This window comes from Jeotgalibacillus sp. S-D1 (assembly GCF_004358665.1).
In the GTDB taxonomy this organism is placed as follows: domain Bacteria; phylum Bacillota; class Bacilli; order Bacillales; family Jeotgalibacillaceae; genus Jeotgalibacillus.
In genome coordinates this window covers 131,211-146,742 of the sequence record NZ_SMZR01000001.1, presented here as the reverse complement: position 1 = coordinate 146,742, position 15,532 = coordinate 131,211, and the positions used below count along the sequence as shown (strand labels likewise).

Genomic DNA, 15,532 nt, shown 5'->3' with positions numbered 1-15,532 from the left:
TCTTAATTTCGAGCCAAAACATGGAATTGGGTAAAACGGCTGAGAGTGCTGCCGTAAAACAAATGAAAGATGTAGCAGTTTACTATCCTTTGTAATATGTAAACTGAATCATATGTAAAAATATTAATTAAAACAAAAGCTGCTCCATTTATCTCCCTAACCTGTATAGGAAAACAAACAGAGCAGCCGTTCAGGCACCCATGGCTTATGACAGCGGGAAAGGTTGTCCAGCTTCGTACGAATCTTCAAGAACTAAGATTCCTTTTTCTTGAGGAGCGTCTTTTAAATCTAACTCCTTTGCTGAACAAATCATACCGCTTGATGGTACACCCCTTAATTCAGCGTCTTTAATGACCAATCCGCTCGGCATAACAGCACCAACTTTCGCCACAACGACCTTTTGACCGGCGTCTACATTCGGTGCACCGCATACAATCTGCAAGGTTTCTTCTCCAACTATTACCTGGCAAATATTTAACTTATCTGCGTTTGGATGCTTTTGCTTTGATTGCACGTATCCAACAACAAATTTAGGGGAAAAATCAGCTGTAATTTCTTCATTAAATCCATTTTTCTTCAGAATGGCATTAATCACAGAAAGTTTTTCATCATTCATTTCCACAGCTCCATTTTGATCTGCAGGAAAATGGGAAGAAGCATTAAATAGATTATAACCAACTGCCTTGCCGGTTTCACTGTTCATAATTTTAGCTACATCTTCTTTTCGTTCGAAAGTGCGCTGATCAGATGGAACTGATTCCAGTGTAATTAGCAGTACATCTCCAATACCATTGCGATTGTAAAAAACATTCATATGTCTGTTCTCCTTATTCTCTTCTTTTATTTTTCCCTAATATAAATACCGGTTCCAATTCGCCTTCTTCATAGATAAATGAAAGTGCTGTAATCGGAACATGACCATTCGCAAAAAAGGCCATTGCCATTTGAGCTAAAACGTCATATCCAGTTTCGTTTCTCATATCCCCAATTATTAATACGTCCTGGTGAGGAACGGCGACAGTCATTTCGCCTTCGATTTTACCAGCCATTTCTTTTAAGAAGGAGTCATTTAAAACGCGGCTTGCATCATAGCCATCGTTTGTGTTCATAAAATAGAATACATTGCCTGCTACTTCATCTTTTTTTAATGAAGTGGGCAGCGAGCGGACATTAAAAAGCGCCATCTCTTTTATTTGATTCTTAGTCCAGCCCTGCTTTGAAAGAAATTGTTCGTCGATCAGCCGATAAGTTGTGCCAAGGTCAACTGCATAAAAGATTCGTGTTTCTGCCGTATGTTCATCAAAAATAAACGGAACTCCTTCTGAAGCCTCCGTTGGAAAAGAAGTTGAACGAATCACGGGTAACACTTGCTTTTCCGCGGATTCAACCGTTGTCTCCTTGCCCATTACCGATAAAGCTTCCTCAACATAATAAACAACTTCATCAATTGCTTCATCTTTTTTCTCATTCCACTTGCCGATCACACTGGGAACGGATACTTCAATTCCTTTACCGGTTTGTTTATTTTCAATTCGCATCTGATCTTTTTCGCGATCATAGGTTATCAGACGATCCTCATGCATCAAGCGTTCTTCAAGTAATCGTTTCATTTTTATTGAGTCCATCTTTTTACTCATTTTTTTCCTCCTAACTAGGAGCACCTAATTTATCTCAAAGTCTATTGTACATGAAAATAACCTGACCCTAAAGAAAGAAATCCTTCTAACGGGGCAGGTCTTCAATTTTCGTTCTAATTTCTTAAAGTTCTTTCTTTTATGCAGGCAATTTTGACAAAAAAGCTTCAATCTCTTCCTGAGTTTTACGATCCTTACTGACAAAGCGGCCCGTTTCTTCCCCATCTTTAAAAGCAACAAAACTTGGTATGCCAAATACGTCCAATTCAATGCATTGATCAATAAACTGATCGCGGTCCACATAAACAAATGTGAAATTTGGATAAGACTTTTCTACATTAGGCAGAATTGGATCAATAACGCGGCAATCGGGACACCAATCAGCAGAAAACATAAATACATGATTCCCATTCTTTTTAAACTCATTAAATTGTTCAACAGATTCCAGTTTTTTCACGTTTAATTACCTCCAGTATGTATCTTCATCTGACCATCTTTAATCAGGCCGATCTTCCTCATATAAGAAGATAGTAACAGTGTGATGAATATTGGTCCAATAATATGCAAAAGGGCTACTTTAACCATCACATCGATTGTGAATCCCATTGTTTGAAATGTCATAATTTGACCAACCAGTCCACTTGTTCCCATGCCTGCACCCGGTGCATTATTTTCCATCAGCCAAATAGTCGTCCCGATCGGCGCCAGGAGCATTCCTGCAATTGTAGGCGGCAATAAAATAAATGGATTTCGAATGATATTTGGCACCTGAAGCATAGATGTCCCTATTCCTTGAGCGATTAGGCCGCTGAACTTATTTTCACGATAGCTGGCTACTGCAAAACCGACCATTTGGGCACTGCAGCCAATTGTTGCAGCTCCTGCAGCAATACCAGTTAAATCAAGCATGAGTGCAATTGCCAAACTTGAAATCGGTGCAGTTAAGGCGATTCCCATCAGACCAGCTACCAGCATTCCCATCACAATCGGACGCTGCTCCGTAGACCATTCAATCCAGGAACCAAAGGTTGTCATAAATTGAGCGATTTCAGGACCTGCCAAAGCAGCAATGGAGAATCCTGTGAAAATTGTTACAAAAGGGGTGACAATAATATCGATTTTAGTTGATTGACTGACTATTTTCCCTGCTTCTGTAGAAACTACTGCTGCCAGGTATGCTCCTGCCGGACCGCCTAGTGATGCTCCCGCTGCTCCTGTGACCGCAGCTGCGAAAAGAACCAGGGGCGGCGCCTTTAAGCCGTAAGCAACAGCAACACCTATGGCAGGACCCATTAGCGACATAGCGAGGGTACCCATATCAATCAGGAAATCTCCCCAAAAAACATCAGTAACGTAATTGTTTATCTGTTCACCAAGTGTTTTGATGATCAACCCTATAATGAGTGAACCGAAAAGACCCAAAGCCATATAGCTAAGACCATCAATTAAATAAACCTTAAGAGATGGCTGGATTCCCTTTTTCTTTAACCATTTCATCCCATGATCCTCCCTTATCCTTATAACATTACTAGTGTAAAGACACTTGTTTTAAAAGTAAAGAAGAGATTGCGAGTTTAATAAAACAGGAGTTCATTTTCTCAGATGGCTTATGTAAAAGTAAAACATCCCTATACGACAAAAGGATCATTCAATACTTCTTCAATCATCGATGTGCCTTCAGTTTTTTCCTGATCGTGCCATTTCCAGTTTTCATGGAGTCTGATTCTTCCATCAGCCAGCAATTCCGGAGTTGAGCGGCATTCTCCACCTCTTAATTCGTTTAATTTATTTATGTGATTATACCGAAATACAAGTGATCCATCTTCATGGACCAGTCCGATCAGACTACCTTCAAGAATCTCTCCTCCCCTATAATGGGCGCTCAGAATATTATTTTGTTGTTTATAATAAAAGCAGGTGTCGGAAGATACTTCTCCGTTTTGCGAATTGGATTTTGCTATAAAAATTCTCCCATCATAATGAATCATACAGATTCCTCCATTTCAGTCGTTTCAATTAGTTTATGGTTCTGCCATTCTATATTCAAGTGCTTTTTACAAGAATACCTTTAGGAGTAAGTCTATTTTCGATTACTATAGCGTCGTTCCGATGGATCATTCTAGTGAAATAAGCAGTTTGATAGGATATGATTGTATGTATTACTACATGCTGAGGGGGAAAATGATGAGAACAGAAAATTTTAACTTTTATAGGCGTATGAAACATTATAATGTAACTGGATTAAGCATTGCTGAAATTGATGACGGTACCATGAAAAGTGCAGAATGGTTCGGCTTACTTGAAGCAGGAACGGATAATCGGGTGACACGCAATTCGGTTTTCAATGCTTGTTCAATCAGTAAATTTCTAACATCGATATTGGTTTTGACATTGTCCGAACGAAGTATTCTTGATTTAGACGAAGATATTAATCAGAAACTTTTATCATGGAAAGTTCCATATAATGAACTAAATAAAGATAAAAAAGTTACCCTTAGACATCTACTGAGTCATCAGTCCGGTGTAATTGATCCAGAAGGAAGTTTTTTTGTGTTCAATTCGATCACAGGAGCTCCCGACATGACAAGCTTATTACACGGAAAAACGCCCTATTGTGAGGAACCTGTTAAGGTCAGTTATAAACCCGGGAGCGAATTTCACTATTCGGATGCAGGTTTTTGCATTATACAGCTTTTAATAGAAGATGTGATGGAAAAACCATTTCAGCAAGTAATGAATGAAGAGGTATTTCAGCATTTAAAAATGAAAAACAGCACATTCGAACTTCCAGCTTCAGCATCAGCCAGGCAAAAATTTTCATGTGGACATAACAGGCATGGAGAATTAGCAGACGGTAAGTACCCTTTTTATCCATATCCTGCAGCTTCAGGTCTATGGACCACCCCCTCTGATTTAGCTCTTCTACTTATTGAGTTAATGAATTCTTTAAAAGGGAACAGCAAGCTTAACCTTTCAGCAAAGAATGCAAATGAAATGATTGTCTCCCAAGGCTGTAAGGAGTGGACCGGACTGGGCGTTTTTCTGGATAAGAATGAAAAAGGAATTGAAATTTCATCACTTGGGTGGGGCATAGGTTTTCAATGTATGTTGGCAGCTTATCCAAACCTGGAAAAGGGTTTAGTTATCATGACAAATACCGACTCTGGGGTTCATCAATTAAAAGGGCTGATCGGTGAAATCTATACGAATTATCTATTTTAACCGACAGTATTAGTAATGAGATCATTAGGGATTTACTATTACAGAAATCAACGACCATGAGACTTTCAGCTCTAAAAAAAAGAACCCCACGAGTGAAGTTCCTTGAAAAAAGCATTCTTATTCTTTGTTCCATTTAGCGGAACGAACGGTTTCCATCATCCATTTGGCATTGCTGGAAACATCCTTCACTTCCGACACAGTCGTCATCTTGACATCATTAATGCCTGTTACAATTTCCACTTGTTCCTCATCTACTTGACGAAGCAGTACATAACCAAATCGGCCCTCTTCTTCAAAGGTTTCGTTAACAAGCCAGGGCTCTTCTGTACTTCCGGTAGTCATGTTGTAAATAACATCATTCCCGGCTTCATCATTCCGGTGATGAAATAAAACAAATGTATTATTACTGCGTTCTATAATTACATTATGTTCAGATTCCTCTGCAACTGATGCAGTAAAAGGCAATCGAAATGAGATTTCATCTGTTTCTTCATTTGTTTTTTTGGCTTCTTCGTTAAAAATATGTTCTACATCTTCCAACGTTTTTTTCTTTTCATCTTCGATGGAAGCACTGCAGGCAAACAGAAATGCAGACAAGATAAGAAATGCTGCAAGTAAACTAGCTTTCTTCATGATTCTTTCCTCCTAAATGTGAAAGAGCATTCGTTAAACATGATACCTGTACCCATTGGATTTTGACAACCCTTTTTAAGCAGACAATTTTTAGCAACAATCTGAACATGATATACTAGATAGTAATTTATATATGGGGAGGAATTATTTATGGAATTAACCATTTATTTAGCTGGCGAAATACATAGTAATTGGCGTAACCAGCTTCAAAATCAGGCGATCGAGCTGAACTATCCCCTCCATTTTGTCGGACCCATGGAAAACCATGAGCGTTCTGACAATATTGGCGAAGAAATTTTAGGTAAACAGCCTAATGCCATTTTAAAAGATGATGCTGCTTCAGCATTTAATAATCTTCGGACACAGGTTTTGATGAGTAAATCAGATGTCGTTATCGCACTATTTGGCGAACAATACAAGCAATGGAATACCGCAATGGATGCAAGTGCTGCTTTAACTTTAAACAAACCGCTTATTTTGATCAGACCTGAAAAACTTCATCATGCATTGAAGGAGCTGTCACGAAAAGCAACGGTCACAGTAGAAACCCCTATGCAGGCCTTGCAAGCAATCTCCTATATCTTGGAGTAGAAAACACTTTTGGAAGCAGCGATTTCATTGCTTCTGCTATCTTAAATCAGAAAGAAAGCGGGGAACGATGTGAAATTCACTGCTGATTGTATTACTGGCTATCATAATCTGTCTGTGCCCTATTCCTTGATAAGCAACGGAGAAACGTCCAGCAAACTGGCGATTATTTTTCCCGGCCAGGGATATACCGTTCAAGGCCCGCTCCTCCATTACTCAACAGGAATCTTTTTATCTCAATCGTATGATGTACTGCACGTAAACTATCAATATAATCATAATGCCTATAAGAGCTTTACAATGGAAGAGCTTAGCGAAGCGATTAAACATGACTGCGAAACGGTGATTGAAAAAACAATAGCAGCCAAAAGCTATGAACAGTATTGTCTGATTGGCAAGTCACTAGGCACAATCGCTATGAGCGCTGAAATTAAGAGGCAGGAATTTATCGATGCAAAAACCATCTGGTTAACACCGCTGCTGCAAAGAGATGATGTATTTGATGCGATGGTTACAAGTAAACAAAAGGGTTTATGCTTTATCGGAGACAACGACCGATGTTACATAAAAGACCGTTACAGCCGAATTAAGGACAACCCATCTATTGCTTCCCGCTTATTTCACAATGCCAATCACAGCCTGGAAATTGAGCAAAGCGTAGGAGAGTCTATTAATATCTTGAAAACGATCATGAAGACGATCGAAGAATTTTAAAAAGCGCAGCGGCTGCTGCGCTTTTTAGTTAGTCCTTTTATACTCCCATTGACCGATGAGCAGGGTGACGATGTGCGAAAACATCGCAGCCCGGGTTACGCGCTCATTGGTAAATAGGCCAACTGCACCCTCACGCTGGCGTATTTCTTTCTTTTGACTAAATTCCTCCATAACAGGTCCCAGTTCGCGGCCCTCTCTAAGCTGTTCAGCTACTTGATCAGGCAGGCGAAGTCTGGCTCCTCCTGCAGTAATTGGTTCAGGAAGCAATGGGTCGCAAAGGGCGCCCCAGTTACAGATGTATAATCCATTTGAGGTTTCGACCACTCCGCCTTCCAGTCCAATTCCAATTGAAGCATTAATCGATTGTTGTGCAAAAGAAGCCCGATTAATAGCCCCCAAAAGGGTTTCCTCGTCATCAAAAGGCTGTTCTGAAACTAGTGACGGAGCGGATATGCCTTCAAATTTTATTGATGAATAAGCAGCCAAATGCTTAAAAGCCTGTTCAACTGCTGAAAGCTTTGCTTTATTTTCTGTCCCTATAGCAATAATCATTGTCTTACGATTGCTGCCGGATCGATTCAATTGTTGAACGATCACATGATTTTACCAGCTTCACCAGAAGTTCTTTTGCTGCTGCATAATCATCAATATGAATCATTGATGCATGCGTATGAATGTAGCGAGAACAAATGCCAATTACAGCACTCGGTACACCTTCATTGGACATATGAACACGGCCGGCATCGGTTCCGCCCTGTGATACAAAGTACTGATATGGAATTTTGTTTGTTTCCGCCGTATCTAAAATGAATTCCCGCAGACCTCGATGCGTTACCATACTGCGATCGAGAATTCGCAAAAGTGTTCCTTTCCCTAACTGACCAAACTCCTTCTTATCTCCGCTCATGTCATTTGCCGGACTGGCATCCATTGCAAAGAAAAGATCTGGCTTAATCAGATTGGCTGCAGTTTGAGCACCTCTTAATCCCACTTCCTCCTGAACAGTGGCACCGCTGTATAAAGTACTGCCCAGATTAACGTCCTTAAGCTCTTTTAGGAGCTCAATTGACAGGCCGCATCCATAGCGGTTATCCCATGCCTTTGCCAGAATTTTTTTGTTGTTGGCCATCGGTGTAAACGGACAAATTGGCACAATCTGCTGACCTGGTCGAATACCCATCGATTCAGCATCTTTTCGATCATCCGCCCCAACATCAATCAGCATATTCTTTATATCCATCGGCTTTGAGCGATTTCCCTCACTTAATAAATGTGGCGGAATTGAACCAATAACACCTACAATCGGTTCTCCATTTGTTATAACCTCCACGCGTTGTGCAAGGAGTACCTGACTCCACCAGCCTCCGAGTGTTTGAAAACGAATCATGCCATTTTTCGTAATATCCGTAACCATAAAGCCTACCTCATCCATATGGCCTGCTGCCATTATCACAGGAGCATCCTGGTCGGCTTTCTTCAGTCCGAAGATGCTTCCAAGGCCATCTTGAACAATCTCATCGGAATAGCTGGCGAGCTCTTTCTTCATAAATGCCCTCACAGCATGCTCATTTCCCGGTGCTCCAGGCAGCTCTGTTAACGTTTTAAATAAGGATAGTGTATCTTGATTCACGTAATTATGTCCCCTCTCATCACTTGCATATGTAGTACATCCATCTTCACTTTTCATTTTACAGAACTTTCTATCGACTTGCCACCGTTTAGAATAAAACAGTGAGGGGGGATAATAGAGATGATTTACAGAATGAATTTCGGTATACTAAAATTAGTTTGAGCACTTCGGAGGTGAATATCAATGAATTGGAAAGATGTTACAGTAGGAGCTTTTGTCGGATTGGCAGCAGGGATTGCCATCAGTCAAGGCACTGCCCGGACAGCATCCGTATCAGCTGACAAAGTGTTGAAGGATGTGAAAGATCAATTTAAACAAGACGGCTCCATTGATGGCTCATGGATTCAAATGAAGCCTGAGGAACATGAGATCCTTTCCGTAAAAAACCAGGTGTATAAAGGCGGCATCTCTCGCCAACAGGGAAATAATCTTGAGCAATTTGAGTTTATCGCGGATGCTAAAACCGGTACGGTCATGGATATTTACAAAATATGAAAATTTACGATGATTGAAGCTGAAGGTGTGAGTCTCCTGCACCGCGGAAAGCGAATTCCTTCGTGCTCCAATCAACAGTCACGTTTAACAAAACCAAAAAGTAAAAAGAGGCTGGAACAAAACCTAATCGAAAACAAAATTAAAAGGCTCTGATCATTTCAAAAGATGCTCAGAGCCTTTTAATTTTCACCATTACTTAGGCTATTTTAGCAACTGAGGCAACCAATTTTCTTAAGTTCACTGCCATTAACGCGAAGCCCATTTCATATTTCACACGCTCTTTCCCTCAGGGAAAAGCGTGTAAAACCTATATTAGCCTTCAGAAAATTCGAAACTGGGTCTACATCAATTTTTCTCTTTACGTAAATTTCACCTGTTTTTGCTTGAAAGCAGTGCTCGAATCAACACTTTTTGTTGTCCCCAGTTCACATTATGCAAGATCTTTCGATGATTCCCTTCTTTCGCTTTTGTACAATTCGCTCGAAGGGGCAAAACAATCTGATTCATATTACAATCTTTAAAGGACACCTCCGATGGTTATTGTTGTGGTAACTCTAATTTTATCAGAGGTTGTCCTTATTTTTGTATAAGAATCTTTCTTAACGATAAAAAAGAGTCCGTGAGAAGGCTGCGTCTTCTCAACGACTCTTTTCATTTATTCATTGGTTTTGTCCCAGCATCTTTAAAAAGTAGACAAAGGCTGCCATTAATCACTCTTGTATTACTTCACGCTCTCCATCCATTTCCGCGCCTCATCAGCCAGTCCTAACCAGTCATTCTCTGAGATTAAATCTTTTCGCAGCAACGCTCCGCCAGCTCCCACCGCTATAGCTCCTGCTTCAATATAGGATTTAGCTGATTCCATCGTAATGCCGCCTGTAGCCATAATCTCTATATGGCCGAGTGGACCTTTTACATCTGTAATGAAACCTGGTCCAAGGACAGAAGCAGGAAACAGTTTTACCATAGCAGCTCCAAGCTGAACAGCCCGAAGTATTTCGCTAGGGGTAAACACTCCCGGAATAACAGGCACACCTTGTTCCACTGCATAGGTCACAACTTCTTCATCAAGAGCTGGAGATACGATAAACTGAGCTCCTGCCTCTATTGCCCTTTTGCAATCATCAACTGAAAGTACCGTTCCTGCCCCTATAAGCATTTGATCACCAAACTGGTCTGCTGATTCACGAATGATCGCTTCTGCCCGATCTGATTCCATCGTAACTTCTACTGCATGAATTCCTCCATCCAGTAACGCCTGCACGATATCCTTACTTTTTTTATAAGGAATGTTTCGAAGTACCGGAATTACCGATAGAGTCGATAGTTTTTCTACAATCATGTATATACTCCCTTCTGTCTAGTGGACAGCCTATCTTAAAATGACGTGCTGTTCATTGTCAGGGTTAATTTGATCCCAATAAGGATATCCTTCTGCATCACCTGAAACAGTCAAAGCAAATGCTCCCACACGGTTTCCTAGCTGAACAGATTTTTCATAGTTCCACCCGCGAAGCAAGCCAGATAAAAAGCCTGCTGCGAAACCGTCTCCGGCACCTACCGTATCGACAATTGATTTTACTTCATACCCTGCTACCAGTTTGCTTTCGTTTTGAGTCGCGTAATAAGCTCCATTTTCTCCAAGCTTAACAACTACCACCTGAACCCCTTTGTCCAGCAGGTGTTGGGCGATCGCTTCCGGTCTGGTTTCTCCTGTCATCAACTCGCCTTCCTCAATACCTGGAAGAACAATATCACTTTGATAGGAAATCTTACGCAATGTTTCAGCAGCTTCTTTTTTTGACCAGAGCTTTAACCTCACATTAGGGTCAAAGACAATTGTTTGATTTCCTTCTCTAGCAATCTCGATTGATCTAAAAAGAGTTTCACGGCAGGATTGACTTAAGGCTGGTGTGATACCCGTTAAGTGAAGAAATTTTGCTTGTTTAATATAATCTTCATTTAAATCAGCCGGTGTCATCATACTGGCTGCTGAATGCTTGCGATAGTAGTAAATTTCCGGATCGGCATTTGCATTTAATTCTTTAAAAAATACCGCAGTCTGGTGCTGATCATCAAATGTTACCTGAGCGGTATCCACTCCTTCACCGCGAATGAAATTTCGCACAAATAAGCCGAATTCATCCTGACCGAGCTTACTGATCCAGCCAGCATTATGTCCCAGTCTGGTCAAAGCGATCGCAACATTCGATTCGGCCCCTCCAATTGTCTTATGAAACCCACCTACATAACGCAGTGGTCCTGATGTATCAGGTGTAAATAACACCATGCTTTCTCCAAGCGTTACAACGTCAGTTCTTCATTTCCCCTCCTCTGCTTATTTGCTTATGTTTTTATTTTATCCTTGATCAGCTGATCTTTGAGCCACTCAAAACAGCTGCTTCCATCAATTTCATGGCCTCCCTCATGAAAAACGTAAGCAAGGTTTTGTTCTGATTTGAGCTGACGGTAAACTTGCTCTACATCCGATAGCCCCTCTTTCGCAGTAGCAAAAGGAAAAATCGGATCATTCTTCCCTGACTCTACAAACAGTGGCCTTGGTGCGATTAATCCAATCATATTTGGTAATTCTGCTGTTTTCAAAATACCCGGAAGATAGTTATCCAGACAATGTGGCATAGAAAGAATACTGCCCTGAAAGGTATTCATAAATCCGCACAATGTTACGGCTTTTATTCTCGCATCTAGTGCTGCAGTAATGGCAGCGATAAAAGCCCCTCCAGAAAATCCAAATATCCCAATGTGATTTGCTTTTACATCACGGCACAACTGGATTCGATCAAGCAGTGTAACCATTTCCATGTACCGTAAACCGGCTAACGTTTTCCCTACCATTATCAGACTGGTTGACATGGCATCACACGATTTCTCCCTGCCTTCTTTTACGTCCTGTCCCAATAAACGGCTGCCAACACCAAGTAATTCAGGTACAAATACTTTAAGTCCCTTTTTAACCAGCTGTACCGCAAAATCTGATCCTCCATTAACCAGCCCTGCCGCTTCTTTATGTCCCTGTCCATGACCCGGAATAGCCAGAACCGCAGGAAAAGACTCTTCATGTGATTTCGGGGTCAATATGTACACAGGCGCTTTGAGATGGGGAGCCGTTTGAATATGTACGAGCTCTCGTACATATTCCTCTTCCTCAACCTTTTCCACACTATTCCACGACAAAGAAGGGGTAAAATCATGTAATTCAGAAAAATCACCCAAAGCCTCAATTAATCCCTCTTTCACTTTTTGACGTTGAGAATGAAAACACTCAGATGGCTGCTGATCGAGGGCGCGTTCATAGAGAAATTGAAAATATTGATCCGGTGATAGATTCATAGTCCACCCTTTCCTTTGCTAAATTTAATAAATTAATATAATCTGATTTTCAATAATCCGATTCACACAATGCGAACCGGATTTTATATTTATCGTAAATCGTCCATTTTCACATGCTCCATGTCAGTAAAGGTATAATTTTCACCGGCCATCGCCCAGATAAATGTATAGTTATTTGTTCCAACACCTGAATGAATCGACCAAGGTGGTGAAAGTACGACTTGTTCATTTTTCATAATGATATGGCGAGTCTCATTTGGCTGACCCATAAAGTGAATTACACGTGAGTCCTGGTCCATATCAAAATACAAATAAGCTTCCATACGGCGATCGTGAACATGAGGTGGCATTGTATTCCACATATTGTTTGGAGCAAGCAGAGTCATTCCCATCATTAGCTGACAGCTTTGAATCCCGCCTCCATGAATATATTGATAGATTGTCCGTTTATTTGATCCACTGTCAGCCCCCATATGGTTTGGAGTCGCTTCCTCAATAGGGAGCTTTTTTGTTGGATAATGCTTGTGGGCAGTTGCCGATACAATGTAAAAGCGCGCAGGGTTGCTGTTATCTACGCTTTCAAATGTTACTTCTTTATTGCCAAGTCCTACGTAAAGGCAGTCACGCTTATTCAGTACATGCTCTTCTCCGTCTACTGTCACTTTCCCTTCTCCTTCAGCAATATTAATCACACCGACTTCTCGTCTTTCCAGAAAATAATCGGTTTTTAACAGTTCCTTTTCTTCAAGCTTTAAGGCTTCACCAGTAGGTACAGCACCTCCGGTAATTAAACGGTCGTAATGCGAGTACACTAAATTAATTTCGCCTTCTGAAAATAGATTCTCTACTAGAAATTCCTTTTGAATACGATCTGTATCATATTGTTTAAAATCTGTTGGGTTGGTTGCGTATCTGATTTCCATTTGTCATTCTCCTCTCAATTTAAGAACTCATCCAGCCACCGTCCACACAAAGGATGTGACCATTTACATAGTTTGATGCATCTGAAGCTAAGAAAATAGCGGCGCCTTTTAAATCTTCCGGTGTTCCCCATCTTCCTTGAGGAATCCTTGATGTAATATAGTCGTTTCGTTCCGGGTTATCACGGATCGGGGCAGTGTTATCTGTCGCCATATATCCAGGTGCAATGGCGTTTACGTTAATGCCTCTGCTGCCCCATTCATTCGCAAACGATTTTGTCAGTCCTGCAACAGCATGTTTACTGGCTGTATAAGCAGGAACCTTTAACCCGCCCTGATAAGAAAGCATAGAGGCGATATTGATGATTTTTCCTGATCCATTTGAGAGCATATGCTTGCCAATTTCTCTGCTTAATTGAAACACCGCATGCTGATTGACTTGTATCACTTCCATCCAATCCTCATCAGAAAAATCTTCTAAATCAGACCTTCGAATAATCCCTGCATTATTCAACAGGATGTCTACCCGTCCTGTCAGCTCAATGGCTTCTTTTCCAAGCTCCGCAGCGGCTCCAGTTTTTGACAGATCTTTAATGATTTCATGAAAAACTCCGCCCGCTGCTTCCACCTTTTCTTTTGTATCCTCTAATGAGCGTGTTCCTACACCGATTACCTCTGCTCCAGCTTCAGCCAAACCAATGGCAATCCCCTGACCTAACCCGCGACTCGCTCCTGTAACAAGCGCGATTTTACCTTGTAGTGAAAATAATCCATCCATTAAACCTGACCTCCTTTAAAGAATTCCTGCCCTTTCCGTTCAAGTTCACCGCGTTTTGGAAGGAGCACTATCAAGCATCTTTTGTAAACTCGCCTTGGTTCCGTTTGATAAAATCTCATTTAAATATTCAGTGACAGAGGGATTTAACTGATTGATTTCATTTAAGTCCTCATCCCATATCGCTCGATTCTGCAGTATCGTAAAGACTAGCTCCGCCAACGTTATTTTTCCCTCGTCATAATCAGACCAGTTTGTCGCCAGCGCTTCAACTACTTCGTCATTTTCTCTTGTAGCATATTCTTCACCATTACGTATCCCAATAATCCCTTTATCATCCCTGCGTATCGGCCGGTAAAATACCAAAAGCGCAGCAAGTGAAAACACGATTGCCTGAGGAAGCGTTTCATTTCGGTCAACATAGCGTTTTAATGTTGGAACCAATCTTGATTTAAACTTGTATATTGAATTCATGCTGATATCAGCTAAGTAATGCTTATTGTAGGGATTTAAAAACCGTTCTTTTACCGAATTGATAAATGCCTGTTTCTCATCCTGTTCCATCATAACGGCGGGATTGATTTCGCGAAATCCCTGCTCTGTGAACTCACTAAGCAGTTTGTCTTCCATCACATCAAGCACTGTATTGGCACCTGCCAAGAAACCTACCGAAGACATTAAGGTATGAGGACCATTTAACAGGCGCACTTTCATTTCACGGTATTGCTCGATGTCCCCCCATTTCACATTTAACCCTGCCTTGTGAAACGGCAGCTTTTCCTGCACCCTCTCATCTCCATCAATGGCAAACATATGGTACGGTTCACCCACTGTTATCAATTGATCTTCGTATCCCAGACGGCTGGTGAATTCTTCATAGGAATCCTTAGGGAAGCCGGTCACAATTCGATCGACTAAGGTGTCACAAAAAATGTTATAAGCATCCAGCCAGTTTATAAATTCCTGCGGGAACTTCCAATCCTCCGCTACCCGTTTCACAATGTATTTCAGTTTTTTTCCGTTTTCTTCGATTAACTCACACGGCAAAATGATAAGTCCCGCATCCTTATCACCATTGAAAGCTCGATAACGGTGATAAAGCAAAGCGGCCAGCTTGCCTGGATAAGATAGCGGAGACTCGCTCTCGCTGTAGTCTTCCTGAAGATACGTGATCCCCGCTTCTGTTGTATTGGAAACGACGACCTCCAAATCCTCTGATGCTGCGGTTTTTAGGATCTCATTCCAATCTGAATAAGGGTTGATTCCTCTTTTTATCGAAGTAATGATTTCACTTTGATCAACAATCTCTCCCTCCTGCATGCCTCTCAGCACTGTTGTATAAAGCCAATCTTGAGCATTTAATTTCGGCAGTACCCTGCCATGAGGAGTCGGCTGAACCGCAACCACGGACCCGTTAAAAAGCTGCTGCTTATTCATTTGCTGAATCATCCAGTCGATAAATCCTCTTAAAAAGTTTCCTTCACCAATTTGGAGAACTTTTTCGGGTAAATGATCAAAGGATTCACCTGATGCAGGGTATTGTGATTTTGATAAAAGTACCATGTTTATA

17 protein-coding genes and 2 pseudogenes are annotated in these 15,532 nt (G+C 41.1%); 4 read left to right on the top strand and 15 right to left on the bottom strand.

Annotation, left to right across the window (positions count from 1 at the left end; all coding sequences use genetic code 11):
- Positions 1-205: 205 nt before the first annotated feature.
- The 5 genes from ytpR to E2R51_RS00750 form a co-directional block, all read right to left on the bottom strand.
- Positions 206-814 (bottom strand): YtpR family tRNA-binding protein, encoded by a 609-nt coding sequence (gene ytpR, locus E2R51_RS00770; protein WP_133375101.1) that lies wholly within the window; start codon positions 812-814, stop codon positions 206-208.
- Between the two features lie 13 nt (positions 815-827).
- A complete protein-coding gene (locus E2R51_RS00765) occupies positions 828-1,637 on the bottom strand; it encodes a DUF1444 domain-containing protein (protein ID WP_240732931.1) in 810 nt (269 codons plus the stop codon).
- A 136-nt stretch (positions 1,638-1,773) separates the two neighbouring features.
- Positions 1,774-2,091, bottom strand: a complete 318-nt coding sequence (locus E2R51_RS00760) for a thioredoxin family protein (protein ID WP_133375099.1) — start codon at positions 2,089-2,091, stop codon at positions 1,774-1,776.
- 2 nt (positions 2,092-2,093) lie between these two features.
- Positions 2,094-3,131, bottom strand: coding sequence for a PTS sugar transporter subunit IIC (locus E2R51_RS00755; RefSeq protein ID WP_133375097.1), 1,038 nt, complete (start codon positions 3,129-3,131; stop codon positions 2,094-2,096).
- Between the two features lie 131 nt (positions 3,132-3,262).
- Positions 3,263-3,622: an avidin-fold protein gene (locus tag E2R51_RS00750; RefSeq protein ID WP_205703297.1), complete on the bottom strand. Its 360-nt coding sequence runs from the start codon at positions 3,620-3,622 to the stop codon at positions 3,263-3,265.
- A 196-nt stretch (positions 3,623-3,818) separates the two neighbouring features.
- Between E2R51_RS00750 and E2R51_RS00745 the strand changes: the two genes are divergently transcribed.
- Positions 3,819-4,856, top strand: coding sequence for a serine hydrolase domain-containing protein (locus tag E2R51_RS00745; RefSeq protein WP_133375095.1), 1,038 nt, complete (start codon positions 3,819-3,821; stop codon positions 4,854-4,856).
- A 117-nt stretch (positions 4,857-4,973) separates the two neighbouring features.
- On the opposite strand, the gene E2R51_RS00740 is transcribed toward E2R51_RS00745, so the two are convergent.
- Complete coding sequence (locus tag E2R51_RS00740; protein WP_133375093.1) at positions 4,974-5,489, bottom strand: hypothetical protein; 516 nt, start codon at positions 5,487-5,489, stop codon at positions 4,974-4,976.
- A gap of 150 nt (positions 5,490-5,639) precedes the next feature.
- Here E2R51_RS00740 and E2R51_RS00735 point away from each other — a divergent pair, with 150 nt between their 5' ends.
- Positions 5,640-6,080, top strand: coding sequence for a YtoQ family protein (locus tag E2R51_RS00735; RefSeq protein WP_133375090.1), 441 nt, complete (start codon positions 5,640-5,642; stop codon positions 6,078-6,080).
- 69 nt (positions 6,081-6,149) lie between these two features.
- On the top strand, positions 6,150-6,791 hold the full coding sequence (locus E2R51_RS00730) for an alpha/beta hydrolase (protein WP_133375088.1): 642 nt from the start codon (positions 6,150-6,152) through the stop codon (positions 6,789-6,791).
- A gap of 24 nt (positions 6,792-6,815) precedes the next feature.
- Here E2R51_RS00730 and E2R51_RS00725 read toward each other — a convergent pair whose 3' ends face one another.
- Both E2R51_RS00725 and E2R51_RS00720 read right to left on the bottom strand, forming a co-directional pair.
- Positions 6,816-7,388: a DUF84 family protein gene (locus tag E2R51_RS00725; protein WP_306462108.1), complete on the bottom strand. Its 573-nt coding sequence runs from the start codon at positions 7,386-7,388 to the stop codon at positions 6,816-6,818.
- Entirely contained in the window at positions 7,348-8,421 is a 1,074-nt protein-coding gene (locus tag E2R51_RS00720; protein ID WP_133375086.1) for a M42 family metallopeptidase, read from the bottom strand. The genes E2R51_RS00725 and E2R51_RS00720 overlap by 41 nt, the downstream gene beginning before the upstream one ends.
- A 183-nt stretch (positions 8,422-8,604) precedes the next feature.
- Here E2R51_RS00720 and E2R51_RS00715 point away from each other — a divergent pair, with 183 nt between their 5' ends.
- On the top strand, positions 8,605-8,916 hold the full coding sequence (locus E2R51_RS00715) for a hypothetical protein (RefSeq protein ID WP_133375084.1): 312 nt from the start codon (positions 8,605-8,607) through the stop codon (positions 8,914-8,916).
- Between the two features lie 214 nt (positions 8,917-9,130).
- Here E2R51_RS00715 and E2R51_RS19945 read toward each other — a convergent pair.
- From E2R51_RS19945 to E2R51_RS00685, 7 genes and pseudogenes are all read right to left on the bottom strand, one after another.
- A pseudogene (locus E2R51_RS19945) lies at positions 9,131-9,405 on the bottom strand (transposase); the annotation flags it as partial.
- Positions 9,406-9,637: 232 nt separating this feature from the next.
- Positions 9,638-10,258, bottom strand: a complete 621-nt coding sequence (locus tag E2R51_RS00710; RefSeq protein WP_133375082.1) for a bifunctional 4-hydroxy-2-oxoglutarate aldolase/2-dehydro-3-deoxy-phosphogluconate aldolase — start codon at positions 10,256-10,258, stop codon at positions 9,638-9,640.
- Between the two features lie 30 nt (positions 10,259-10,288).
- Positions 10,289-11,230 (bottom strand): annotated as a pseudogene (locus E2R51_RS00705) (sugar kinase); the annotation flags it as partial.
- Positions 11,231-11,262: 32 nt separating this feature from the next.
- The gene (locus E2R51_RS00700) at positions 11,263-12,267 is read right to left on the bottom strand and encodes a dienelactone hydrolase family protein (RefSeq protein ID WP_133375077.1); all 1,005 of its coding nucleotides are present in this window, start codon (positions 12,265-12,267) and stop codon (positions 11,263-11,265) included.
- Between the two features lie 89 nt (positions 12,268-12,356).
- Positions 12,357-13,190, bottom strand: a complete 834-nt coding sequence (gene kduI, locus E2R51_RS00695; RefSeq protein ID WP_133375074.1) for a 5-dehydro-4-deoxy-D-glucuronate isomerase — start codon at positions 13,188-13,190, stop codon at positions 12,357-12,359.
- A gap of 19 nt (positions 13,191-13,209) precedes the next feature.
- Entirely contained in the window at positions 13,210-13,965 is a 756-nt protein-coding gene (kduD, locus tag E2R51_RS00690; protein ID WP_133375072.1) for a 2-dehydro-3-deoxy-D-gluconate 5-dehydrogenase KduD, read from the bottom strand.
- A 45-nt stretch (positions 13,966-14,010) separates the two neighbouring features.
- Positions 14,011-15,525 carry a tagaturonate reductase gene (locus tag E2R51_RS00685; protein WP_133375069.1) on the bottom strand — a complete coding sequence of 505 codons (1,515 nt, stop codon included), beginning with the start codon at positions 15,523-15,525 and terminating at the stop codon, positions 14,011-14,013.
- Between the last annotated feature and the right edge of the window lie 7 nt (positions 15,526-15,532).